This is a genomic window from Pseudoalteromonas rubra (genome assembly GCF_004212645.1).
GTDB classification, from domain to species: Bacteria; Pseudomonadota; Gammaproteobacteria; order Enterobacterales; family Alteromonadaceae; genus Pseudoalteromonas; species Pseudoalteromonas rubra_G.
Genome location: NZ_PPUZ01000015.1, coordinates 17,806 through 40,221, shown reverse-complemented (window position 1 = coordinate 40,221; position 22,416 = coordinate 17,806). Strand labels below are relative to the sequence as shown.

Annotated in this window: 27 protein-coding genes; all 27 read left to right on the top strand. The window is 51.8% G+C overall.

All coding sequences use genetic code 11. The annotated features are described in order from the left end of the window. Nucleotides 1-3: 3 nt before the first annotated feature. The 27 genes from C3B51_RS05840 to C3B51_RS05715 all read left to right on the top strand — a co-directional run bounded on the left by C3B51_RS05840 (nt 4) and on the right by C3B51_RS05715 (nt 22,416). The gene (locus C3B51_RS05840; protein WP_130244471.1) at nt 4-558 is read left to right on the top strand and encodes a phage tail protein; all 555 of its coding nucleotides are present in this window, start codon (nt 4-6) and stop codon (nt 556-558) included. A gap of 2 nt (nt 559-560) precedes the next feature. Further along, nucleotides 561-1,286: a hypothetical protein gene (locus C3B51_RS05835; protein ID WP_130244470.1), complete on the top strand. Its 726-nt coding sequence runs from the start codon at nt 561-563 to the stop codon at nt 1,284-1,286. 10 nt (nt 1,287-1,296) lie between these two features. After that, on the top strand, nt 1,297-1,656 hold the full coding sequence (locus tag C3B51_RS05830; RefSeq protein ID WP_130244469.1) for a hypothetical protein: 360 nt from the start codon (nt 1,297-1,299) through the stop codon (nt 1,654-1,656). A 67-nt stretch (nt 1,657-1,723) separates the two neighbouring features. Further along, nucleotides 1,724-2,560, top strand: coding sequence for a baseplate assembly protein (locus tag C3B51_RS05825; RefSeq protein WP_130244468.1), 837 nt, complete (start codon nt 1,724-1,726; stop codon nt 2,558-2,560). Further along, nucleotides 2,545-3,396 carry a phage tail protein gene (locus C3B51_RS05820; protein ID WP_125720050.1) on the top strand — a complete coding sequence of 284 codons (852 nt, stop codon included), beginning with the start codon at nt 2,545-2,547 and terminating at the stop codon, nt 3,394-3,396. Before C3B51_RS05825 ends, C3B51_RS05820 begins: the two co-directional genes overlap by 16 nt. A 20-nt stretch (nt 3,397-3,416) precedes the next feature. Beyond that, nucleotides 3,417-3,896 carry a hypothetical protein gene (locus C3B51_RS05815; RefSeq protein ID WP_125720048.1) on the top strand — a complete coding sequence of 160 codons (480 nt, stop codon included), beginning with the start codon at nt 3,417-3,419 and terminating at the stop codon, nt 3,894-3,896. An 8-nt stretch (nt 3,897-3,904) separates the two neighbouring features. Next, nucleotides 3,905-5,881 (top strand): DUF4815 domain-containing protein, encoded by a 1,977-nt coding sequence (locus C3B51_RS05810; RefSeq protein ID WP_130244467.1) that lies wholly within the window; start codon nt 3,905-3,907, stop codon nt 5,879-5,881. Continuing rightward, a complete protein-coding gene (locus C3B51_RS05805; RefSeq protein ID WP_130244466.1) occupies nt 5,881-7,068 on the top strand; it encodes a hypothetical protein in 1,188 nt (395 codons plus the stop codon). Before C3B51_RS05810 ends, C3B51_RS05805 begins: the two co-directional genes overlap by 1 nt. A gap of 9 nt (nt 7,069-7,077) precedes the next feature. Then, nucleotides 7,078-7,296 carry a hypothetical protein gene (locus C3B51_RS05800; RefSeq protein ID WP_130244465.1) on the top strand — a complete coding sequence of 73 codons (219 nt, stop codon included), beginning with the start codon at nt 7,078-7,080 and terminating at the stop codon, nt 7,294-7,296. Nucleotides 7,297-7,341: 45 nt separating this feature from the next. Continuing rightward, a complete protein-coding gene (locus C3B51_RS05795; protein WP_130244464.1) occupies nt 7,342-8,823 on the top strand; it encodes a hypothetical protein in 1,482 nt (493 codons plus the stop codon). A gap of 9 nt (nt 8,824-8,832) precedes the next feature. Further along, nucleotides 8,833-9,258: a hypothetical protein gene (locus C3B51_RS05790; protein WP_130244463.1), complete on the top strand. Its 426-nt coding sequence runs from the start codon at nt 8,833-8,835 to the stop codon at nt 9,256-9,258. A 598-nt stretch (nt 9,259-9,856) separates the two neighbouring features. Continuing rightward, on the top strand, nt 9,857-10,738 hold the full coding sequence (locus C3B51_RS05785) for a baseplate assembly protein (protein WP_165389118.1): 882 nt from the start codon (nt 9,857-9,859) through the stop codon (nt 10,736-10,738). Then, entirely contained in the window at nt 10,731-11,858 is a 1,128-nt protein-coding gene (locus C3B51_RS05780) for a phage tail protein I (protein ID WP_130244461.1), read from the top strand. Before C3B51_RS05785 ends, C3B51_RS05780 begins: the two co-directional genes overlap by 8 nt. After that, nucleotides 11,858-12,415, top strand: a complete 558-nt coding sequence (locus tag C3B51_RS05775) for a phage tail protein (protein WP_130244460.1) — start codon at nt 11,858-11,860, stop codon at nt 12,413-12,415. The genes C3B51_RS05780 and C3B51_RS05775 overlap by 1 nt, the downstream gene beginning before the upstream one ends. A gap of 33 nt (nt 12,416-12,448) precedes the next feature. Continuing rightward, nucleotides 12,449-13,282 carry a hypothetical protein gene (locus C3B51_RS05770; protein ID WP_130244459.1) on the top strand — a complete coding sequence of 278 codons (834 nt, stop codon included), beginning with the start codon at nt 12,449-12,451 and terminating at the stop codon, nt 13,280-13,282. Nucleotides 13,283-13,284: 2 nt separating this feature from the next. Continuing rightward, nucleotides 13,285-13,530: a phage tail assembly chaperone gene (locus C3B51_RS05765; protein WP_130244458.1), complete on the top strand. Its 246-nt coding sequence runs from the start codon at nt 13,285-13,287 to the stop codon at nt 13,528-13,530. A 76-nt stretch (nt 13,531-13,606) separates the two neighbouring features. Then, on the top strand, nt 13,607-14,188 hold the full coding sequence (locus C3B51_RS05760) for a hypothetical protein (protein ID WP_130244457.1): 582 nt from the start codon (nt 13,607-13,609) through the stop codon (nt 14,186-14,188). Continuing rightward, nucleotides 14,185-14,916, top strand: coding sequence for a phage baseplate assembly protein V (locus C3B51_RS05755; protein ID WP_130244456.1), 732 nt, complete (start codon nt 14,185-14,187; stop codon nt 14,914-14,916). The genes C3B51_RS05760 and C3B51_RS05755 overlap by 4 nt, the downstream gene beginning before the upstream one ends. A 15-nt stretch (nt 14,917-14,931) precedes the next feature. After that, nucleotides 14,932-15,246: a PAAR domain-containing protein gene (locus C3B51_RS05750; RefSeq protein WP_130244455.1), complete on the top strand. Its 315-nt coding sequence runs from the start codon at nt 14,932-14,934 to the stop codon at nt 15,244-15,246. Nucleotides 15,247-15,257: 11 nt separating this feature from the next. Continuing rightward, entirely contained in the window at nt 15,258-15,593 is a 336-nt protein-coding gene (locus C3B51_RS05745; RefSeq protein ID WP_125720016.1) for a GPW/gp25 family protein, read from the top strand. Between the two features lie 124 nt (nt 15,594-15,717). Further along, nucleotides 15,718-16,878, top strand: coding sequence for a phage tail sheath C-terminal domain-containing protein (locus C3B51_RS05740; protein ID WP_054015366.1), 1,161 nt, complete (start codon nt 15,718-15,720; stop codon nt 16,876-16,878). After that, on the top strand, nt 16,878-17,387 hold the full coding sequence (locus C3B51_RS05735) for a phage major tail tube protein (protein ID WP_125720012.1): 510 nt from the start codon (nt 16,878-16,880) through the stop codon (nt 17,385-17,387). The genes C3B51_RS05740 and C3B51_RS05735 overlap by 1 nt, the downstream gene beginning before the upstream one ends. Nucleotides 17,388-17,484: 97 nt before the next feature. Further along, nucleotides 17,485-17,742: a phage tail assembly protein gene (locus C3B51_RS05730; RefSeq protein ID WP_125781843.1), complete on the top strand. Its 258-nt coding sequence runs from the start codon at nt 17,485-17,487 to the stop codon at nt 17,740-17,742. Between the two features lie 5 nt (nt 17,743-17,747). Continuing rightward, nucleotides 17,748-17,873, top strand: a complete 126-nt coding sequence (locus tag C3B51_RS24060; RefSeq protein ID WP_276312565.1) for a hypothetical protein — start codon at nt 17,748-17,750, stop codon at nt 17,871-17,873. Nucleotides 17,874-18,039: 166 nt separating this feature from the next. After that, the gene (locus C3B51_RS05725) at nt 18,040-21,711 is read left to right on the top strand and encodes a hypothetical protein (protein WP_130244454.1); all 3,672 of its coding nucleotides are present in this window, start codon (nt 18,040-18,042) and stop codon (nt 21,709-21,711) included. A gap of 27 nt (nt 21,712-21,738) precedes the next feature. Beyond that, complete coding sequence (locus C3B51_RS05720) at nt 21,739-22,194, top strand: phage tail protein (protein WP_125720006.1); 456 nt, start codon at nt 21,739-21,741, stop codon at nt 22,192-22,194. A 9-nt stretch (nt 22,195-22,203) separates the two neighbouring features. After that, nucleotides 22,204-22,416: a tail protein X gene (locus tag C3B51_RS05715; protein WP_125720004.1), complete on the top strand. Its 213-nt coding sequence runs from the start codon at nt 22,204-22,206 to the stop codon at nt 22,414-22,416.

Genomic DNA, 22,416 nt, shown 5'->3' with positions numbered 1-22,416 from the left:
CCTATGAGTATCTATACACCCATTATTACCCAGGCGGGCATCAACGCCGCCGTGAATGCCCAAACCCATGGTATTCAGCTTGAGATTGGGCGCATCGGCGTGGGCGACAAAGGCTATGTGCCTACCCGCACTCAAACACGTCTGCAAAATGAACGTAACAATGTGCCGGTCACCGATGGCCGAGTGGTCGGCGACGGTCAGTTTCATCTATCCGGTGTGTTCACTGACGATAAGGAATACGCGGTTTGTGAAGTGGGCTTTTATCTGAATGACCACTCCGATGATGCACGCAAAACCCTGTTTGCCATCTGGTCTCACCCTGAAAATGTCTTGTTTTATCAAACGCCGGTTGCCCGCGTTGTACAGGGTTTTGACCTGACGCTAACGGCGGTCCCATATGAGCATCTAACCGTGAATACCAGCGGAGATCTGAACCTGTTTCACACCCCCGAATTTGTGGCCATGGCAGAAGCACAAACCAGTATGGCGATCGCCCAGTTGCAGTCAAACCACAGACAAATTCAATTTAACGACCGTTTACTCGAACTAGGAGTTTAACTATGAGTAATTCACAAACTATGTCGCTGGATCAGCGTATCGCTGCATTGCAGCAAACCAATGGAGAGCTGGTGGCGTCAAACAATACGCTTACCAGTGAAGTGACAGCTAAAATGGGCGCGATTAATGCCACAGTTGCTGGTGCAGAAACCCGAGTAGATCAGGCCATTGCCGAACTGGCTGCAAGTCACTCTGATACAAAAATCAACTATTACGATGGAACTGTTTACTCAAAGGATACTCTTGGAATAGAAGCCGAGGAAGGTCAGGAGCATATCTCCAAATGGAAGAAAGTGCCTTTAACTGGTGCCGGTTTTTATCAGTATCCAAGTGCCGGAGCCCTGACAAGAGTACAATTTATCAACTCTTATATCAAAGCACCGGGTTATTATGAAAAACCAGTCCAATATGTTGAAGACTGGAGCATTACACAGATGCAGTTTGTGCTAGCCAATGAAAAAGCGACCAGTGAGCAGATAAACCACGTACTTAACGAACAGGGAAGTGTTTTATATAAAACAGGCTATTGGGATTCTACGCCGAGAATGCTTACTATTCCTTGTATTTTTATTCCAGGTTTGCACCCCTATTCAGTGTTGTTTGTAAGATTTATAAACTCGAATACTGAACAAATACCTGATCCTCGGCCTTTGCAAAACATCACCCAATTTGGTTATGCCACATTTGCCGTTGACCGCGTTGTTAACTATCCACATATCAAAGTATAGGAGTATTGAAATGGAGCCATTTCTAACACCAGAAGCAGAGCTGGAAATGCAGGCAAGACTGGAAAAGCTTGTCAAGCGAGGTCAAATCACGCAACAAGTCGGCGACAGTGAGTCACTGCTAGGCACGACTTCAGATACGGCTCACCTGTTACTGGTGGAGCTCTCCAAACTGGTATCTGCAATTGTCAGTGCAAATTCTTTGGATGATATTAAACCCACGGCACAAAACTGTGTCGATCTCATTGGCACAATAGGTGAGCAAGTTGATGCTGGTGCCCTGTATTTTCCCTATCAGCAAAAGGGGACCGAGGTGGTTTTGTCTGAAATTCAAAGCCGGGCTAAAGGAGTGTCTGAGATTTTAGCACCCTAATCACGCCACTCCTGAAGTACTTCAAGGCAGTCTCTGAGGCTGCCTTTATTCACCCCTGAGGCCTTCCATGACCGACCTTTTCGATTTTGCGGCGCTCCCTGCGCCCGATATATTAGAATCTATTGAATTTGAAGAAATTTATCAGGCGCGGGTGGCGCGGTTTAAAGCCCTTGCGCCGCAATATGCAGACGCACTGGCCCTGCAAAGCGACCCGTTATCGGTATGCTTGCAGGTCGAAAGTTACCGTGAATTACTGCTGCGCCAGCGTATTAACGAGGCGGTGCAGTCAAACCTATTGGCCACTGCGCAGGATGCCGACCTGGATCAGCTGGGGTTGTTCTATGGTGTCCTGCGGGCGGCTGATGAAGCTGACAGCGGGTTTCGCCAGCGGATACGGCAAAAGACTCTGGCATCTAGCACCGCAGGCAGTAAAGACCACTATCGCAATGCGGCCCTGAGCGCAGCACCGAGTGCTATCCGCGATGTGGAAGTAGACAGTCCCGAGCCCGGCAAGGTGCGAGTGGCCGTGCTATTTCACACCAACGAAAACCCGATAACGGCGCTAGAACAGGTGCGCAGCCATGTGCTTAGTGATGAAGTTAAAGTACTGACTGATACGGTGGATGTCGAGCTGGCCGAGGCCATTGAGGTGGATGTCCGCGCTGATATTTATCTCAATCCGAATACGCCCGTGCGGGTATTCGAGCAACTGGAGGCCAAGTTGCATGCAGCCTGGCAAACGGAGCTGGCATTGGGCACAGTGATGACGCCCAGCTGGCTCAGTGCCCAGTTGCATATTGCGGGCGTGAAACATGTTGAGATCCATACGCCTGCCTCCTTGGTCGAGGTCGCGGCAAATCAATATGTGCAACTTAGGCAGGTGAATTTATGTCTGAAAACCTGACCCCAAATTCGCCATTAGTGCCGCCCAATCACACCAAATTGCAATGGGCGCTGGATCAGCACGGACAACTCACTCAGACACTGGAAACAGGCATTTCACTGCTGCGAGGGTTTAAGTCTCACCCTAATCCCAATCTGTTGCCATGGCTGGTATGGGAATATGGCCTGGATCCGCTGGAGCCTTATCTGGACAATCTGGATGAGGTGCTGTTACAGGGCCTGAGTTGGCAACGGATCCGGGGCACAAGGGCGAGTCTGGCGATGGCGGTTGGCTGGCTGGGCGTACCCTTATTGCAAATTGAGGAGTCGGACTCACTTCGGCATTTTTACCGCTATCAGTTGCACCTTGATAGTGTCCCGGGAGAGTGGCAGCTTAATCGGCTGGCGCAGCTGAGTGAACTCAGTGCGCCGGCTCGCAGTCAGCTGGTCCGCATTACTTATCAGCTCGACATTCGAGAACTGGCCCTCTCCTCAGGTCAGTTTGGCGACTTGCTCAGCGACCAGTCTGGTTTTCGCTACACCCTGCAAGATGGCCAACAAGTGAGGCTATCCCGCCTACGTGCTCACAGCGAAGGAACAGAGGTATCCGTACAGAGCGAGGGCGGCGTATTGCGCAAACGAGGGCAGTTGTGGGGTCAAGTCCATGATGTCCGACTGGGTTCATTGGTACTCAGTGAACCGCCCGCCAGTCACCTTCTAGCAGGTATCTCACATCAACGTAACATTGCCAGTCACATCCATACCCAACCCGGACTCTGGCAGGGAAGCTGGTCAACGGTGAGCTGGTCACACAACCAGACACCTCAGCTTGTCCAGTGTCATTACTCACTTACTTAACCTCTAAACAAGGAGTTACATTGTCTATTTTCACCTTTAACGGGCGGACTCTGCTTGCGCGCAGTGTGGCCCAAACCCCGCTTTATCTGGCATGGGGACGTGGTGATGGCAACTGGCAGACGCCACCATCCGAGCCCATCAGTGCAACACATCTGGCAGATCCGCTTGGCTATCGCAAAGTCAAAGTTCAAGGTTTTTGCGAACCCGATGAACAAGGCGATATCGAAGTCCAGGGAGGGCGATACCGACGCTCAACCGAGCCAACGCGTCATGTTTATTGTCAGTTTGTTTTTGATTTTGCAGATGCCCAGGGCGAGACCATTCGTGAATTGGGGATCTTTTCAGGCACCACGTTCACAGACGATGTGGCAGCAGGGCAGGTCTATGTATCGCCGGAGCAAGTCGCATCACCGGGAACCTTGTTGCTGCTGGACCATCGTGCACCTTTGGTAAGAGAACCCGGTGTGCGAGAAAGTTTTGAATTTGTGATGAGTTTTTAGGAGAGCCCATGCTACAGGATTATTATCACAATTATGATAAGGCCAATGGCTATGAGCGCTTGTTGTTTCGCTCCGGGCGCGGTTTGCAAAGCCGGGAACTGAATGACCTGCAGTCTCAGGTTCAGAATCAGGTTAAAGACATTGCCGATGTTTTGCTAAAAGACGGCGATCTGGTGTCTGGCGGCGACGTGGTGATCGATACACAATCGGGTGAGACGCAACTGAGCGCCGCTCAGGTCTATCTGGATGGTCATATCAGAAGCCTGCCAGCTGCCACACTTACCATTGCGCTGCAAGGCTCGGTAGACATTGGTGTCTGGCTGACCCACAGTGTGGTGACGGAAGTGGAAGACCCAACGCTCAGAGATCCGGCCGTCAATGCCCTCAATTATGACGAACCTGGTGCTGCCCGTTTAAAACAGCATTGCCAGTGGGGCCAGCGCGATGACGCCCTGGCCGAAGAAAATGCCTTTTACCCGGTGCACCGCATTGAAGATGGGGTGCTGATCATCAAACAGCCGCCGCCTCAGCTGGATGCCGTGACTCAGGCACTGGCCCGCTATGACCGTGAAGCCAATGGCGGCAGTTATGTGGTTGAGGGCATGGCGCTGAGCTATCGTGACCGCGAAGCCGATCAGCAGGTATTCAGTCTGCAAGAAGGGAAGGCGCATATTCAGGGCTATGAAGTGGCCTTTGATACCGCACGCAGCGCGGCTTTTGACTGGGATCCGGATATTGGCACTGTCAGGGAAGAGCCCAAAGCCTTTATCAGTGTTCCGGCATCGGGTGACGACACACGCAGTATGCGGGTTGACCTGGATTTCTTCCCGGTGAAAACCGTAGAAGAAGTGAATGTCAGCATCGAGAAAAGTGCGACACTGACGCGTGCTCAGCTGGCGGGGGGGGAAGATCTGCTGCCAGATGAATCGGTGCTGGAGATCCTCAGTGTCACCCAGGGCGAGACCACCTTTGTGGCTGGGGTCGATTTTCTTTTTTTGCGCAATCACATCAGCTGGCAGCTCAGTGGAGCAGAGCCTGCACCGGGCAGCCAGTTTGAGGTGCGTTACCGCTTTCGTACCCAGGTTGTAGTAGAGCCCGATGAATTTGGTTTTACTCTGCAAAAGCAACAACCACAGGGCGAGCTGGTTGAGAATGCACTGATCACGGTGGACTATCAGTGGTATCGACCGCGTATTGATTTAGTGGTACTGGACCGCTTTGGCCAGCTTAAACGCATTAAAGGCCAACCGGCCCATCAACTGCCCGTAGCACCAAAAGTGCCGGCCAATCATTTGCCCCTGGCACAGGTGAGTCAGAGCTGGTTCGCGGAGCAGGCGCCGGAAATTGAAAACCTGGCGGTCAGAGCGGTATCTATGTCTGAGCTGGAACAAATGCAGTCTCAGATCAGCGATTTATATCAGTTGCTGGCGATTGAACGGCTGCGTAATGACGCCAACAGTGAAGAGTCTTCCAGCAAGTTTGGTGTGTTTGTTGACCCCTTTATTGACGATGATATGCGCGATGCCGGGATTGAACAAACGGCGGCCATTGTCGATGGTGAGCTTATTCTGCCCTTAAGTGCTGATATTGTTGAACTGCCTTTGCCGACTGGCAATGTGCTGACTTTGCCCTATGAGCTCGAAGACGTGCTGGCGCAAACCAAGCAAACCGGCAGCATGAAGGTCAATCCCTATCAGGCGGTTGAGCCTATCCCTGCCACCGTGCGTTTGTCACCCAGTGTCGATCACTGGACTCAGACAAGCCGCAGCTGGACCAGCCCAATTACCCGGCGCTTTGATATTGGCCGGGGCCTGCGCAGGTTAACCCGCACTCGCACCAGCACTCAGGTATTGCGCCGAACCACGCGTCAGGCTCAGTTTATGCGTTCACGTTGGGTGAATTTTACCATCTCCGGATTTGGCCCACAGGAAACCCTGGACAGGGTGACCTTTGATGGGATCCGTGTTCAGGCTCAGGAGGCATAATGATCAAGGCAGATAATAATGGTCAGGTACGTGGCCGATTTTTGATCCCCGGCAATGTGCCGGTGGGCAGTAAAGATGTGCGCTTTAGTGGCGCCATGGGATCGGTGGGGCAGGCCCGTTATACCGGTAATGCGACCATCCGCAGCGAAACGGTCAGACGCATCAACTCCATCGTGACAGTGCGCTACGATCCGCTGGCACAAACTTTTACTTTGCCAGAGCGTCGCTTTATTGCCGCTGTGGAGCTGTGGTTTAAAAAGACCGGGCCCGAGGCGGTACGAGTGCAGATCCGCGAAACTGAGCTGGGGATCCCAAACCAGACCGTACTGGCCGAGGCGACCTTGCAGCAAAGCGACATCAAACTCGGTGGCGAGTCGACCTTGTTCGAGTTTACGCCGGTGTCGCTGAATGCTGGCGAAGAGTACGCGATAGTAGTGCTCACGGATGGTGCTGAACATGAAGTGGCGATTGCCGAGCTGGGTCAATTTGACAGCCAAAGCGGTTGGGTAACCAGTCAGCCCTATCAGGTAGGTGTATTGTTGTCTTCAAGTAATGCATCAACCTGGACACCGCACCAGAATCGTGATTTGGCGTTTCGCCTTAAAGCTGCGCGCTTTACGCAAACCGAGAGCCAGGTTGCACTGGGCGAGGTAGCACTGGATGGTCACACAGACTTGCTGGCACTGGCTGTTGCAGAGCGCCCGGGCAGCGATACTCAGCTACAACTTGAGTTTTCAGGTGAAAACACAGGCACATTCAGCTTGCAGGAGTTGCAGTCTGTGCGACTTGCCAATAAGGCTGTGGAAGCGCTTAGCGTCAGTGCCAGACTGACTGGTACGGCAACTCAGTCTCCGGTGTTGTTTGAAAGCGTACAGGCTGCGCTGGGCAAAGTCGCGGAGCAGGCCGACTACGTAACCCGGGCTATTCCCTGTGAGCTGGATGGCAGCCTGAAAGTGAGCTTTGAAGCCCAACTGCCCGGCGTGGCCAAGGTCACTGTCTTGATTGAGCAGGGCGATGCCTGGACTGAGGTGCCACTGAAATCGACACAGGCAGCGGATGAAGGCTGGCAGCTGTGTCACTATCAGCTGGATAACCTGACTGAGCGCAGCGCTCGGGTAAAATTATTGCTGTCTGGCAGCCATACCGAGCGCCCCAGAGTGCGCGCTTTACGGGCATTTTCAATCTAAGGAGGCGGTATGCATAATCCACAAACCCCGCACTTTTCGCTGCCGCTGCCGCATCCGGACAATTTGCTGCAACAAGATGTATTGCGACTCGCCAATGCCCTGACGGCAGTAGATTCGCAGTTATATCAGCAACAACACATTCAACAGCAACAGTATCTTGCGGTGCAGGAAAAGCTGCGTCGCAGTCGCCTGAACCAGCTATTAGGTGAACCCCTGCTTGCGCTCTAGTGCAGGCCCCTTCATTTACTTTCTACATTATTCAACGAGGAATTTATGGCAAGTATACAAACTGCCGTGCAGGTCATGGTCGACAAACTGGTCGCCGATATGCAAGGCGAACAACCGCTCAGCGCCGAAGAGCAGGCGCTGGTCAGTAATGCAATCACCAAACTGGCCGACAACGAAAAACTGGAACAGGCTGTTGTGGCCGTCGCCGAATCACATATAGATGAGGCGACCACGGCGCTGCAACAGGCCGCTCAGGTCGGTCAGACCAGCTTGCAGCAGGCGGCTCAAACGCTTAATGACAACGGCGCTGCGCTTGAAGGCAAAGCAGCCAAGCTGGACAGATTGGATACCATGGCACCAAGCCTGGCTCGGGTTGAGGCATTGCAGGGGCGAGCTTTTAACAATCAAATCAGGCCTTTGTTTGGCATGACACCGATAGAAACATCCAGCACGGATGCTAGTTATCGGCGGGGAACAGCTGCATTTGCTGTTTATGATAATAGTGGTGAGACTTTTCTAGTTAGGCCTGCTTACACTCATAACGCGAGCAATGAACAATGCCGTTTAGAGTTTTTATCTTTGAGTTCTGATGGAGCAAGTAAAACGACTTTGCATTCCTGTTTTGTGTATGCGAATGCGTTTGAACAAAACCCAACCAGCAAAATATATTTGTATGGTGCCAGCGCAATTTTACCGCTCGGTAAAAAGGCGAACAATGCTGATGTTGACTATGAAGTTGTGTATAGCACGCAGGATTCTCAAGCAACAGGTGTGGCCAATTACGGTGGCATATTTGTTCGTTCACAGGGGTTTACGTCGATCACTCGCCCTAAAAAAGATTTAAATGCTAAGGACCAGTTTGGAGTAACAACCAATACCAGTCACGCCTACACCAATGTTGCTGTACTTTACGACAATCAGAAACACTGTTTGGTGATGGTGGATGAAAATACCTCTCTGCTTATTGAGAAGTATGGAGATGGCAATATTGTTACGAATGTCGCAATTGCTAATCAAGATGAGCTACAGGCCTATGTTGATGCTGGGGATTTTACGACTGTTAATTTTATTTATCACAATTTACCACACCCTTATGGCAACCGACGCTATACATCCAATGAACAGCAATTGAACCATGCTTCATATAGTTATTATGGATACTATGGTGTTTACAATAACACTGTAAAAATGGGAGGGAATAAGTACTGTGCCCACTATCGTTTCACCGCAGAACAACGTTTAGAGCCTGTTAATTACTTCTTTGCAAGCAATTCTTCAGCAAGTCGAACACAAAGCTCAAATGGGACTGAGAATGGTGAAGGTGAGGTCAAAGTTGCGCTAGAAAGCATGGGTGGCGAACTACTGGGCTTATACAGCTTTTGTACAAGAGCTGCCAGCCCTGGTTATGATGGAGGTATAGTGGCTACGGCGATCCATTGTATCAACCCATACAGTCATGTTGGGCTTATCAATGAGTATTATGTTTATAACAAATACGGCCTCGGCCGCACCTGTCGCGCATTTTAAGGAGAGATCATGAGTTGCGAATATTTTGCCGATAAAGGCATGAAAATCGAGGGAAACTACTGGCTGGTGCACCCGCAAACGGGCGAAGCTTGGGATGAGGAGTCTGTCGCTGCCTTTATTGCTGGCTATCAGCCGCCACACCTTAGTGAAGCGGCCATTGCTGCACGTAAAGACGAGCTGGTAGGTGAGATCAAACGTGCTGTGTATGATTGTCTGGAAGCGCAGCTGTGGCGTGTAACCAAGGCGCAGGAACGTGTGCAACTGGCGCAACTGGGTGGCAGCGAGGCCGAGCAAGCCGCAGCTGTGGCTGCATTGCAGGCCGAATTAGCAAAACGTGAAGCGTTGCGTCAGAAAAGTGATGAGGCGGAGCTAGAGGTTGCGGAGCTGACGTCTATTGAGGCAATTGATGCGTTCTCATTTACGGCTGAGCTTTAGATCCGCTCAGCTGGCGAATTAAAAACGTAGAAATATCTAACCCGGTCAGAATTGACCGGTTTTCTGCCCAGAAAATCAGTAAGATACACCTAAGCTTGAGAAAGTTAAGTCAGGCAACCAGGTAAACGGTTACTTTGCAAATAAAGCATCCGCAAGTTAAAAACCACCGGCTCGTATTTCGACTGGTGGTTTTTTTATGTCTGGTTAACGGTGGCTTACTCTGCGGCATTTAAACCGGTCAGAATTGACCGTTTTTAATTCCAAAAAATCAGTAAGATACACCTAAGCTTGAGAAAGTTAAGTCAAGCAACCAAGTAAACGGTTACTTTGTAAGTAAAGCATCCGCAAGTTAAAAACCACCGGCTCGTATTTCGAATGGTGGTTTTTTTATGCCAGGTTAACGGTGGCTTACTCTGTGGCATTTAAACCGGTCAGAATTGACCGTTTTTAATTCTAGAAAATCAGTAAGATACACCTAAGCTTGAGAAAGCTAACAGAGATTAAAAACAGACTTCCCGTGATAAACCCGATGCGGTACTGCACTGATGCAGGACCAAATCGGGTTTTTTTATTCCTTTTTGTAAAGACCGAGGGTGAGATGAGCCAATTTTCAACACCAGACCTGTCTCGGGTGCCTTTGCCGGACCTGCTGCAGGATGTAGATTTCGAACAGCAGTTTAGTGAAATCAAACAGCGTTTTTTGGCGTCTCACCCTCAATATGCCGATGCGCTTAAGCTTGAAAGCGACCCTTTGACGGCTTTATTACAAACGCTGGCTTATCAGCAGGTATTGCACACTCAGCAGGCAAATGATGCGGTCAAAGGCGTGATGCTGGCAACAGCCAGTGGCGCAGATCTGGATGCCATCGCATCGCGCTATAACCTGCTGCGCGACGAGGGTGAAAGCGATACCCGGTTTCGCCAGCGTATTCAGCTGGCCTTCGACGGGTTAAATACTGCGGGCAGCGTATCGGCCTATACCTTTCATACTTTGTCGCTCGACCCGGCCATTCGGGATGTGACGGTGCACAGTCCGGCGCCGTGTGAGATCACCCTGACCATTTTAAGCAACGAAGGGGACGGTACGCCCACGCAGGCGTTGCTCGACAAGGTGGGTAAACATTTTGCTGCCCAGGGATGGGAGCACCAGGGTGCTTCGCAAGTGAGACCACTCGGAGACAGAGTAACTATCCATGGCGCACAAATTGTGCCCTTTACGGTTAACGCTCAGCTGATTGTGTTACCCGGACCGTCTGCCGAAGCTATCCGGCTGTCGGCCGAGGACGCATTGCAAGCCTACCTGACAAGTCGCCGGGCACTGGGCAAAAAAGTGACCCGTGCTGGTTTGTTTGCGGCGCTGCATCGTGAAGGGGTAGACGAAGTGAATTTGCTGTCTCCCGCTAACAATGTGTCCGTGACACAGGCTCAGTCGGCCTGGTGCGAGCATATGCAAGTGTCTGTGGTGGTCAAAGATGAATGAATTATTGCCAACCAATGCATCGGCGCTGAGCCGGGTGGTTGCCGATGAGATGATAAAGCCTGGCAAGGTACGGGCATTGTTACTTGATACACTGGATATCAGCAACAGGAGCCAAGCAGAACGCCGGCGCCTTGCGACCCAGTGGCAGTTAAATTCCACGACCGATAGCGCATTTTTTAGTACGGACATCAATCAGTTACTGACCTTACTATGGGATCAGGCGATTTGCCCAGCGGCTAAGCTTGCTGAGCTTGCCCGGGCGCTCAATATCCCCAATTGGCATGACGGCCTGGATGAACAAGCACAGCGCCGGGCTGTGCAGGATGCCTGTATTTTACAGGATATCCGCCTGCTGCTTCGCGCGCTGTGGGATCCCATGTTGTGCCCTGCGCCTTTGTTGCCCTGGCTGGCCTGGGCGATGTCGGTGGATGAATGGGATGAAGCTTGGTCAGAAACACTCAAACGCCAGGTTATCTGTGATGCCTTTGCGGTGCACCAATACAAGGGCACCCCTTACGCGCTGCAAAAAGCGCTCGACAGTTTAAACATTGCTACTGAGATCAAGGAATGGTGGCAGTCCGAAGGAGCGGACACCCCCTCAGATGAGGTCATGCCGCCCGGTAACATTAAAGTCTGGGCACTGGTGAATCAGAATTTGGACGACCAACAGCAAGGACTGCTGACTCCCCTGATGCTGAAAAAAATCCGCCGGGTGATCAATACCGTTAAGCGCGGCGCTATTCACGTGGATTTACAGCTGGGTATAGCACTGAGTGAATCCTTGGCCCCTTTTGGAGCTGCACAATCGCCGCTCAATCTTATCGACCATCAAGCGGCGGGGTTGGGGGTTACGCCAGACTCAGCACAGGGAGCTGTGGCAACGGCCGCAGCGGGACACTTACTCAATTGTCAGCGTTGGCGCATAGAAGGTGAGGGGATCACTCCGGATCCGAGCGACGGGGTAATGGCAGCGCATGCACAGCTGCAGTCCTTAAATACCGCCAGCCTTAAGGCCGAAAGCTCGGGTGTGACGCCCGACTCTATGGCTGGCGCACTGGCGCTATCTTCAGGGTTAGATGCGCTGAATATTCAATCTTTTCATTTCCAAGGAGTGACGTAATGTCAGCATTAACCTTGCAATTTACTCAGGTGGGGCTGGATGCGCTGTTGTCGGCGCGCGCCAGAGGCTTTAAAGGGCAAATAAGCCACATGGCCTTTGGCGATGCAAGCTACACCCCGTCAAAAAATCAAACCACGCTGCGCTCTCAAAAAGAGCTGGTGGAAATTGCCGATTCGGATTACACCGACGGCGAAAGCAGCAGCCTGAAAGTGGCCGCCAAATTCGAAGCGCCGCTGGAATATGCCATTGGTGAAATTGGCGTATTTCTGGATTCCGGCGAAAAGCTCTCCAACGGTCAGCCCAAGCTGATTTTACTGGGCGTGTATTCTAAACCTAACACCACGCTTGGGTATCGTACGCCGGACGTCAAAGTGTTGCAATGGCTCACCCTAAGCCTGACCCAGCTGCCTTCCGACAGTATTGAGGTCAAACTCGGTGTCGATAACCTTAACCTGATCCTCGACAACGAACTGGCCGAGCTGACCCTGGTGCAGCTAGATACCATGCACCGTCAGATCAAACAAGAATGGCGCTTAGTGGCGCTGGAACAGGCTTGAAGATAAAGACTTATAAAATTCAAAGGAAACTATATGACAACTGAAACTAAACCAATCTCGCAGCAGCTTACTGAGGTCGCAGGGCGTGCAAACGCATTGTGTCAAACTGTAGCCGATAAAGCCGGTGAAATAACAACCACACTGAATGCTAAGCTTGCGCAGGTTGATGCGCGTGTTACAAACGCTGAAGCGTCGCTCAATACTGAAATGGTTCAGGCTCAGTCTGAGTTTAATAGCTGGAAAAGTGGCCATACTGAGCTGGTTAACGGCTTGGATGTCCATAAGCAAGGCAAAATAAAGCGCTACTTTTTTGCGACTACTCTGGGTAATGGTGGATATACAGCAGATAGAGATGGACCTGACGCTGCTTTTCCGCATTGCGCCTCACCACAGGAACCCTATTACATCAATTTACTTGAATTTGATGCACAAAATGGCGGTGGTTTCGGTGCAGCCGGTGACTACTTTAAATGCGAAGTTATCATGACCCACCGGGGGATGTTTGCAACCAGTTACACTGAACACTTAGTGTTTACCGGTACGTCATTTCAGGACTGTGTTTCTGCCGTAATGGAAGCAAAAAGCATTGTACACAATAACCATTTGAGCCTGTTTATTTCGGAGCCGGACAACCCTGCGAAAGAAATTCCTTTGGGTTCGGATCTGGCTGGTTCTTCGGTTCCTGTGAATTTCAGGGCAATTGGTCAGGGATATGACTCGGGCATCGCGAGGTTAACTCTTAAAGTTGACCCAAGATTCCATTGCGGCGCATCTCGAGCTATTAGCGTAAGCACTGAGTATACGTCGGAGCGTGGTCGCCCAAGTGCCGAGCGCATTAGTCAAAACCAACCAACATGGGAGCAATAAACATGGACATAGCAGAAAATGAAGCGCAAATGCCTGTTCAGCAACTTGCAGATGAGAGTCAATGGCACTCAATCAGGGCAATGCGCGATGCGTATTTGCGTTCAACGGATTGGCTGGTACTGAAATATCAGGAAACGGAAGGTGCGATACCTGATGAGCTGAAGCAGTATCGTCAGGCGTTGAGGGATTTACCGCAGGCATATAGCTCGCCGAGCGAAGTCGTGTGGCCGGTCAGACCCGAGCTGTAATATCGTTCCCTTCGGGCACGTCGCCCGCCCTGACTCACTGATTGTCTTCGAGTCTTTTTAATCTAAGAGCAAGTCTATGCAACGAACGACCTTAATCACCCAGGTGCTTGAGCGCCTGACGACGTCCCTGGCACAGGTGGCTCGGGTGGATTATCTAATCCCGAGCCAGGCTGCCATGGACCTGACCCAGCAAGCGCAACTGACAGTAACGCCGACACAGGAGCGTCAGGCCAGCGAGCTGCAAAGTAAAGGCACCGACAAAGGTGTCAGCTATGGACCGGCGTACAACAAAAACCTCAGCCCAAACCCGCTTGACAGGCGGGTGCTGAGTGTACAGCTCGATATTGCGTTGATGGATGGCGATAAAGCCAGGTTGCTGGAGAGGCTGGATGAGGTACTCAGTATAGGCGAAGCCGCGATGATGGCGGACGACGTGCCCACCCATTGGCAGCACTTTATTGCTGAGCAAACGACCTTTGCGTTTAGCCAGCACAGTGAAGGGATTAAAGCACAGTTGCAGCTGAACTGGTCATTTTACTATCAGCTTGAACAGAGCGAGTCACCTGGTACGCCCATCACGGATGTTTACCTGGGGCAGCAGGGCTATGAGCACAAGTTAATCTACAGCACCCAGACGGGCGCCGGGGAGGTACTATGAATCTGGATCCCGCTCAATCTGAGTTAGCGCTATCTGACTTACAGCATCGTTTAAGCAAGCTGATCACGCTGGGTACGGTGCATGAAGTGGATTATGAAACGGCTCGTGTGAAAGTCAAAATCGGTGACTGGATCACAGCTAAGCTGCCCTGGCTGACCGATATGGCAGCGCATAATATGACCTGGCGAGCCCCGGAAATTGGTGAGCAGGTAATTGTTCTTGCGCCCTGCGGCGACACCGCTCAGGGTGTGATCCTGGGCAGTGTGTATAGTGCGGCTGCTGATCACCATAAACCCGACCATGTGTTAGGTGCGGGTGAAGGGGAAAGTTACGCTGCGGCAAGTAGTCGTGAACATGTGCATCGCACCCGCTATCAGGACGGCGCGCTGGTGGAGTATGACAACCAAAATCATGCTTATCATATTTATGTGCCGGACACGGACGGTGGGGAAACGGCAAGAGTACATATTCATTGTGCCAGAAATATTTCGCTCAAAGCAGATAAACAGCTGGATATCACTGCAGTTCAAAGCAATGTGAATATTAAAGCTGAACAGGGAAACCTCAACGTTGAGGCCACCAAGGGGGCGCTGACGGTAAAGGCGAGTGAAGGAGCGTTGACACTAGAAGGTAAGACTGTCTCGGTTAAATCCACTGGTGGAAATTTGGATGTTGATGCTGGTGGCAGCACTTTGCTGCTCAAAGGCAACAAAATCGAAGCGAGTTAGTAAGGAGAGTTTGACATGGCAGATGTCAGCATCTTAGGCGATAAAGCCGATGGAAAGCCGCACAATAAGCTTTTTGACCCGGGAGTGGTGTTCATTGAAAAACCCGAATCGCGCAAGTTTACCGTCAACGGAAAGCCTGTGACTCTGGTGGGAGACAAAATTACAGAGCACCTTAGTAAGGACAAAAAAATCCTTCATGAGAAAGCGGTTGTAGCGACTGGTAGCGCTTTATTTACGCTTGGTGGTGTGGCTATCGCCAGGGTAGGAGACAGCACGTCTTGTGATGCCCTGCTGATTGGTGGAGATGCAAAACTGGACATTAAAACATAAGGAGGTGAAACATGATTGGCATGAATGCCCGGACAGGTAAGCCGCTGGGCGGCGTTGAGCACCTGAAACAAAGTATTCGCGATATTGTGACGACCCCTAAGGGAAGTCGGGTGATGCGTCGCGATTATGGCTGCGGTTTGTTTGAACTTATTGACCGGCCGTTTTCACACTCTCTGGTTGGTGATATTACCATTGCCATTTCCAATGCGCTTGAGCAGTGGGAGCCGAGATTCGCACTTGAAGGGGTGGCGGTGCACCCGGCCGGAGACGGCAAATTATCAATCGCCATTGAAGGTTTATATCTTATCAATGGCGAACCGGTAACCATCGAAGGGATCCAAATCTAACTTGTGATTTTTTAATTTTCTCAATTTATTTTTCAACTTAAGCCACAGCACCTGGGCTGCGTTTGTCGCAGCTCGGCTGTGGCTTTTTTATTAGCTAATTGACATACCTTTAAAGGAGATATCTATGTCTGAATTTCTACACGGTGTAGAAGTCATCGAGGCGCAATCTGGTACGCGTCCTATTAAAACTGTAAAAAGCTCGGTTATTGGTGTTATAGGTACTGCCCCTGGCGCAGATACAGACGCTTTCCCGGCCAATACACCAGTATTAATCGCAGGTAAACGTAGTGAAGCCGAAAAGCTGGGAACTGACGGTACACTGCCTGCTGCACTGAGTGGCATTTTTGACCAGGCTGGCGCCGCTGTGGTTGTGGTACGTGTTGAAGGTGCCGATGAAGCCGCTGTGATGGCAGCGATGACAGACGATTCAACGGATGACGGCAAGTATAAAGGGGTATTTGCCTTTTTAGGTGCAGAGTCTGTACTGGGTGTTGCGCCACGTATTCTGGTTGCGCCGGGTTACACGCATCAACGTGATGGCGGTGCTAACCCTGTGGTCAGCAAACTAGTGGGCGTGGCTGAGCGACTTCGTGCGGTGATCATCGCAGATGGTCCAAATAGCACAGATGCGAAAGCCATTGAATATCGTGGTGATCAGAGTTCACGTCGTGTATTCCTGGTTGACCCACATGTTCGCGTGTTCAAAGACGGTGTTGAAAAGGTTGAGCCAGCCAGCGCACGTGTTGCCGGTATGATTGCCAAATCGGATAACGACCGCGGATTCTGGTGGAGTCCGAGTAACACTGCCATGAATGGCATCGTCGGTACTGCTCGTCCGGTGGACTTCCAGCTGGGTGATAAACAGGCGCGTGCTAACCACCTGAACGAAAATGATGTAGCAACTATTATCCGCCAAAACGGCTTTAAGCTTTGGGGTAACCGTACGTGTTCTGGCGACCCGAAATGGGCTTTCCTGTCAGTGGTTCGTACCGCAGACATGATCAATGACTCACTACTGCGTGCCCATATGTGGGCGGTTGACCGTAACATCACCAAAACCTATATCGAAGATGTGAAACAGAGCGTGCAGTCTTACCTGGACAGCCTTAAAGCACAAGGTGCAATCCTGGGCGGCGAAATCTGGGCAGATGAAGAGCTGAATACGCCGGAAAACCTCCAGGCTGGCAAGGTGTACTTCAGCTTTGACTTCACGCCGCCAACCCCGGCTGAGCACATCACCTTCAAGAGCATTCTGACAAATAACTACCTAGAGGAAATCGTATAATGGCAATGTCTCCTAAAATCCTTAAAAAATTCAAACTGTTCGTAGACGGCAAAGGCTACCTGGGCATTGCGGACGAAATCCAGCTGCCAAAAGTCACAGTAAAAACCCGTGAAGTAACATCGGGCTTTCAGGCACCGATTGAGCTGGACGTGGGTCAGCTTGAGAAACTCGAAGGCAGTATCACTTTGCTTGAATACAACGCCGACATGCTCAAGCTGCTGGGTGACTGGAGTGGGGCAACCACGCCACTAACCGCGCGTGGTGCGATTCAGGCACAGGGTCAGCCACCACAGCCTGTGGTTGTGACCCTGGAAGGTTACTTCAAAGAAGTCGATATGGGTAACTGGAAAGACGGCGAAGAAGCCAAGCTGACGATGCAGTACACAGTGCAGAAGTACAAGCTGGAGATCAACAACGAAGTGATCTACGAAATTGACCTGTACAACGATGTGCGCAAGATCAATGGCACAGACCAAATGGCGCTGCTACGCGCTGCGATTGGCGCTTAATTCGCGCGCTTGCCTTGATTTGGTGGGCACGTCTTACTGGTTTAACCCCTAAGGCGGCCCACCTGCGCACTGAGAAAATAATAATAGGAGCAAAAGCATGAAAGAAATCATTACCCTGGCATTTCCAGTGACGGTCGACGGGCATGAGTATGCCGAATTAACAATGAGACGACCAAAAGTACGAGACCGGTTAATGGTGGACAAGGCTGATATCAGCGAGTCGGAAAGTGAAATTCGCTACTTCTCTAATTTGTGCGAAGTCTCGCCGGATATCATCGAAGAGCTTGACTGGAGCGACTTTGTGAAGCTCAGAGAAACCTTACAGGCTTTTCTCGTATCCCGCCCAGGCGCTTAAGAGCCATGGTCGTGGCCCTGGCCAAATACACTGGCTGGGGCCTGGCCGAACTCAATGCATTGACCGAGGATGAATTAATCGACTGGTTCAATGCCGCGGTTGACTACAAAGAGGCAACCTCAGCGTCCTGATCTGGTGCGGGTCATATCTCTGCAAACATGCGTTTTTGCGCATGTTTGTAGTTTCAATTGCGGGCATTGCTCAGTGGCTTTTTGCAGGCTGCTTAGCAATGCCAATCACACACTACATCGTCCTTCACTCTCTGGTATCACTTCTTAACGCTTTTCAGGTAAATCTATGAAACAAGGAACTGTCGAACATCTTCGTGCTCCTGGCGGAGCCAAAAATAAAGTTAAACATCGCCTGGCGCAGAGCAACGGCGTGGACCAGCGGCTGGCAAAACTTGGCCGGGCACTGCAGGCTTTGCAGCTGCAAAGTGAGGCAAGTGCCATGTCCATCGGGCAATTGCTCGCACAACTGCAGGCGCTGTCGTTATTAGCGCCTCAAAGTGGCGATTTGCAAAAACGTCTGCAATCTGTACTGGCACAACCGGGACCATCGGCGCAGCCTGCTTCAGGCCAAGGCGTTGTCAGTCTGAGCGTCGATAATCCAGCTTCTTCTGAGGTGTCAGACGCTTTGCTGGCGTCTTTGGATAACCTGGGCGGTGTGATTGCGCGCCTCGCAGCTCAAAATGAACAAGCACCTCAGCCTGGCGGAGTTAGCCAGATAGCAACCACAACGGCGCCCGGTTTTGCGCCGGTAAATGCGCCCGGGCAACGACCGGAGGCGCTTGAACTCAATACGTCCGCAGGCAGTGATGTATTGGCGACAGCGACTGCTGAGAGCTCAGTGGATGTATCCGCTGTGACTGCGTTGTCTCAGTCTGTGAATGCTGATCTGGACAGTCTGACTACTTTGGTGCCTGAAGTGGCACGTGCACTGGATCTGGGCCAGAGCGTAGCGGCGTTTCAATCCGCAGTACCGGTATTACAAAATCAGGACCTCAAGGCGTTGCTCGAAGGTGACCTGAGTGGACTCAAAGCGGCTTTACCTGCGTTGATTGACGCCGTCGATTTGCCTCAGCTACAGCAGGCATTGGCTTCAGAACTCCCCGCACTGGCACAATTGGATTTGTCTGGTGCATTGCGTGGTGATGTACAGGCTTTGGCATCAGAGCTGCCAAAAATGCTTAGTGCGCTGCAACTGGATGGCGTCTCGGACAGCGTAGCACAAGCCTTACCCGCCCTTGCACAACTGGACATACCGGCGATTGCCAGCGGAGAGTTGGGTTCACTGGTTCAGGCTGCACCGCAGCTATTTCAGGCCTTGAACATGCCAGGTGCATCACAGGCGATGGAAAAAGCCCTGCCGGTGCTCAGTAAACTCAATGCGCCTGCGATCATTGAAGGCGACCTTAGCAGTTTACTGGACGCTGCGCCCGAGGTTTTGCGTGCATTTGAGCTGGAAGGGGCTGCAGACAAATTGCAGGCCGCCATACCCAGCTTGACCCAGCTTGATCTCAAAGGCATAGCACAGGGCGATGTGTCCACTCTGATGGCGGTCGCCCCTCAGTTGCTCAGTGCATTGGAGCTGGGAGATGCGGGCACGGCTATGGCTGCCGCGCTTCCCGCATTACAAAAATTTGATGTAGACGGATTGCTCGGGGGTGATCTGACTTCTCTGGCTGAAGCCGGTCCGGAACTGCTCAATGCACTGGGCATGGAAGAGGCGGCAGCCCTGCTACAACAACACGCTGGCATTGTGCAAAAGCTCGACATCCAGGGCGTGATGAGTGGCGATCTGGCTTCGCTGGGAGAGGTTGCCCCTGCGGTATTTGATGCACTGGACATGCCCGGCGCATCGGCAGCAATGCAAAAGGCCATGCCGGTGCTGAGTAAGCTCAATGCCCCGGCGATTATGGAGGGCGATCTCAGCAGCTTACTGGATGCTGCGCCCGAAGTATTGCGCGCGTTTGAGCTGGATGACGCCGCGGATAAGTTGCAAACCGCCATTCCCGGGCTGGCCAAGCTTGATCTGAAAAGCATAGTGCAGGGAGATGTCTCCAGCCTGATGAATGCGGCCCCGGACTTGCTAAAAGCATTGGACCTGGGAGACGCAGGTGCCTTACTTGAGTCGGCTTTACCTGCGCTACAGAAATTCGATGTGGACGGGCTTTTGAGCGGCGATCTGTCTTCTTTGACAGAAGCCGGCCCTGAGCTGCTGAGTGCCTTTGGGATGGATGATGCGGCCTCGTTGCTGCAACAACATGCCGGGGTGTTCCAGAAGCTTGATGTAAAAGGCGTACTGGATGGCGACTTGTCGTCGCTGGTGTCTGCTGCACCGGATCTGCTCAATGCGTTTGGCATGGACGGCGCGGCCTCATTGTTGGCGCAACATGAAGGGGCGCTTAGCAAGCTGGACTTTAAAGGACTGATGAACGGCGACTTGTCGTCGCTGGGCGACGCTGCATCTGAGTTCTTGACCGGTTCAGGGCTATTTGGCGATTCTGAAGGGGGCGGCGAAGCCTCTAGTGTCTTTGATGACCTTGACGGTCACTTGGAAGACGAGCCTGAAGAAAAGAAAAAGCCAGGCAAGCGCAAAAACAAAGGCAAATCTAAGGGTAAGTCAGGCTCTAAACGTGGCCGTAACAAAGGAAAACGCCAGGGCCAGGCAGGCTCTGAGCCTGAGCAAAACAGCAACAGAAAGCATAAACATAAGCCTGTAACTCAGGGCAATGCTATTCGCATGCTCGACAGTGGCAGACAGCTGCCGAATGCGACATCAAAGTCGATTGAGGTGCAGGCTGCGGCAAATGATGCGAAAGCTGGCAAGCTGGGGGAATTTGCAGGGAAAAAAGGCGGGTTATTTGGTCGTCTGCCCGGAGCCAAAATGCTCGGTAAGCTGGCTCCCCCTTTGAGTGCTGTGATGGGCGCGGTGGATGTGGCGACTACTTTGTCAGATGACACTCTGAGTGCTGAGCAGAAAACGCAGCAGGTTGGCAGCGCCGTCGGCGGTGCGGGCGGTGCCTGGGCTGGTGCGGCAGCAGGTGCAGCCATTGGCTCGGTGATCCCAGGTATTGGCACTGCCATTGGTGGCCTGGTCGGAGGCGCGCTGGGCGCGATGGGCGGTGAGTCTGTTGGCGGCTGGCTGGGTGAAAAGCTCGGTGGCTGGTTTGCTGATGATGAACCTGCCCAATCTCAGACGACACCAGATACCGGAGGTAGTGCCGGGAAAACTCTCGTTCAGACAAATGAGGTCGGTGCACCTGTTACGGCCTCACAAAGTGGCGATGGTAATCATGTGTTGGGTCTGGCCGAAGGGTTTATCAAAAATCAGTTTATCAATCCGTTTAATCTGGCCGCAGGCACCGCATCCGCGTTGGCTGAAGTCACCGGAAATGACAAGAGTCGCGCACACAAAGTGGCCAAAGTTGGCAACTTTGTTGGCGATGCGCTGAACTATCACACCGTATGGCAGGCCGCCAACGATGAGTCTTTGAGTGGCTCGCAAAAAGCCGGAGTGATTGGCGGCACACTCGGCGGCATGCTTTCAGCCAAAGCAGTCACAGGGCTGATGGAAAAAAGCAAAAGCCCCTGGCTAAAAATGGCGGCACCATTGGCCGGGTTTATCACCAATGCCGCGGTGGGGTCCCATATTAGCAGCTGGTTTAGTGATGACACATCAGCCAGCACCAGCGATGCGCTTGCAGACAAGGCTAATATTGCTGGTTCGCCAGAGTCTTTGTCGGCTTCGCCGGACATTGCAACATCATCTGCAGAGCCGGTGTCGGCAAAAAGTACCACAGCGTATCAGGGTGCGCATGTAACGGTAAACGCCAATATCACAGTCAATGCGCGTAGTGGTGAACAGGCTCAGGATATTGCCATTCAGGTTAAGCAGATCCTTGAGGAGCAGCAACACCAGGCCATTCGGGACATGAATGCACGCTATTTTAATCAAGTGGCTTGAGCCCACATTTCATAATTCAGGTGAACAATGAGTAATACTAATCATGCCAGACATATGATGCAGCTGGGCAACTATAAGTTTTCGGTCAGTACAGCGGCATTTAACAAGCTGAAATACGACACCCAGTATCGCTGGAAGTCGCTAGATGCGCCAACCAATAAAAACAGCCCCCTCATGCAGTTTATCGGGGTGGGTGAACAAACCCTGGACCTTGAAGGCACCATTTTTCCACAGATCGTCGAAAACGGCCTAAAACAGCTCGACTATATGCGCGAAGAAGCATCTAAGGGGCAGCCACTGACCCTGGGCTATGTCGAAGAAAGTGGTAAAACGAACCCCAGTGTGGGCCGGGTGTTGGGTAAATGGGTGATCAGCAGTATCAGTGAAACCCGCACCTTGTTTTTTAACGATGGTATTCCCAGAGAGATCCAGTTTTCAATGCGCTTAAGCCGATACCAAGCGGCACTCAAGGAACCCGAATAAGGAGACGTTATGAAAGGGGTAAGTTACGTTACGCGTGATGGCGATTGCTTGGATCTGATCTGCTATCGCCATTACGGGAATAGCTCAGGTACGGTGGAAAAGGTACTGGGTGCCAACAGCGGCCTGGCCGGGCTGGGCGCTATCTATCCGGCAGGCATTGAAATTTTTCTACCTGAGCTGCCCAAGCCTAAGACCAAGCATGTGATCAATATCTGGGATTAG

Excerpts from the sequence above, each read along its gene's own strand:
- C3B51_RS05825 (WP_130244468.1), top strand. The coding sequence starts at position 1,724 with ATGACCGACCTTTTCGATTTTGCGGCGCTCCCTGCGCCCGATATATTA.
- C3B51_RS05780 (WP_130244461.1), top strand. The coding sequence starts at position 10,731 with ATGAATGAATTATTGCCAACCAATGCATCGGCGCTGAGCCGGGTGGTT.
- C3B51_RS05840 (WP_130244471.1), top strand. The coding sequence starts at position 4 with ATGAGTATCTATACACCCATTATTACCCAGGCGGGCATCAACGCCGCC.
- C3B51_RS05740 (WP_054015366.1), top strand. The coding sequence starts at position 15,718 with ATGTCTGAATTTCTACACGGTGTAGAAGTCATCGAGGCGCAATCTGGT.
- C3B51_RS05805 (WP_130244466.1), top strand. The coding sequence starts at position 5,881 with ATGATCAAGGCAGATAATAATGGTCAGGTACGTGGCCGATTTTTGATC.
- C3B51_RS05725 (WP_130244454.1), top strand. The coding sequence starts at position 18,040 with ATGAAACAAGGAACTGTCGAACATCTTCGTGCTCCTGGCGGAGCCAAA.
- C3B51_RS24060 (WP_276312565.1), top strand. The coding sequence starts at position 17,748 with ATGGTCGTGGCCCTGGCCAAATACACTGGCTGGGGCCTGGCCGAACTC.
- C3B51_RS05745 (WP_125720016.1), top strand. The coding sequence starts at position 15,258 with ATGATTGGCATGAATGCCCGGACAGGTAAGCCGCTGGGCGGCGTTGAG.
- C3B51_RS05835 (WP_130244470.1), top strand. The coding sequence starts at position 561 with ATGAGTAATTCACAAACTATGTCGCTGGATCAGCGTATCGCTGCATTG.
- C3B51_RS05730 (WP_125781843.1), top strand. The coding sequence starts at position 17,485 with ATGAAAGAAATCATTACCCTGGCATTTCCAGTGACGGTCGACGGGCAT.
- C3B51_RS05720 (WP_125720006.1), top strand. The coding sequence starts at position 21,739 with ATGAGTAATACTAATCATGCCAGACATATGATGCAGCTGGGCAACTAT.
- C3B51_RS05775 (WP_130244460.1), top strand. The coding sequence starts at position 11,858 with ATGTCAGCATTAACCTTGCAATTTACTCAGGTGGGGCTGGATGCGCTG.
- C3B51_RS05810 (WP_130244467.1), top strand. The coding sequence starts at position 3,905 with ATGCTACAGGATTATTATCACAATTATGATAAGGCCAATGGCTATGAG.
- C3B51_RS05715 (WP_125720004.1), top strand. The coding sequence starts at position 22,204 with ATGAAAGGGGTAAGTTACGTTACGCGTGATGGCGATTGCTTGGATCTG.
- C3B51_RS05735 (WP_125720012.1), top strand. The coding sequence starts at position 16,878 with ATGGCAATGTCTCCTAAAATCCTTAAAAAATTCAAACTGTTCGTAGAC.
- C3B51_RS05760 (WP_130244457.1), top strand. The coding sequence starts at position 13,607 with ATGCAACGAACGACCTTAATCACCCAGGTGCTTGAGCGCCTGACGACG.
- C3B51_RS05785 (WP_165389118.1), top strand. The coding sequence starts at position 9,857 with ATGAGCCAATTTTCAACACCAGACCTGTCTCGGGTGCCTTTGCCGGAC.
- C3B51_RS05755 (WP_130244456.1), top strand. The coding sequence starts at position 14,185 with ATGAATCTGGATCCCGCTCAATCTGAGTTAGCGCTATCTGACTTACAG.
- C3B51_RS05765 (WP_130244458.1), top strand. The coding sequence starts at position 13,285 with ATGGACATAGCAGAAAATGAAGCGCAAATGCCTGTTCAGCAACTTGCA.
- C3B51_RS05830 (WP_130244469.1), top strand. The coding sequence starts at position 1,297 with ATGGAGCCATTTCTAACACCAGAAGCAGAGCTGGAAATGCAGGCAAGA.
- C3B51_RS05800 (WP_130244465.1), top strand. The coding sequence starts at position 7,078 with ATGCATAATCCACAAACCCCGCACTTTTCGCTGCCGCTGCCGCATCCG.
- C3B51_RS05770 (WP_130244459.1), top strand. The coding sequence starts at position 12,449 with ATGACAACTGAAACTAAACCAATCTCGCAGCAGCTTACTGAGGTCGCA.
- C3B51_RS05750 (WP_130244455.1), top strand. The coding sequence starts at position 14,932 with ATGGCAGATGTCAGCATCTTAGGCGATAAAGCCGATGGAAAGCCGCAC.
- C3B51_RS05795 (WP_130244464.1), top strand. The coding sequence starts at position 7,342 with ATGGCAAGTATACAAACTGCCGTGCAGGTCATGGTCGACAAACTGGTC.
- C3B51_RS05820 (WP_125720050.1), top strand. The coding sequence starts at position 2,545 with ATGTCTGAAAACCTGACCCCAAATTCGCCATTAGTGCCGCCCAATCAC.
- C3B51_RS05790 (WP_130244463.1), top strand. The coding sequence starts at position 8,833 with ATGAGTTGCGAATATTTTGCCGATAAAGGCATGAAAATCGAGGGAAAC.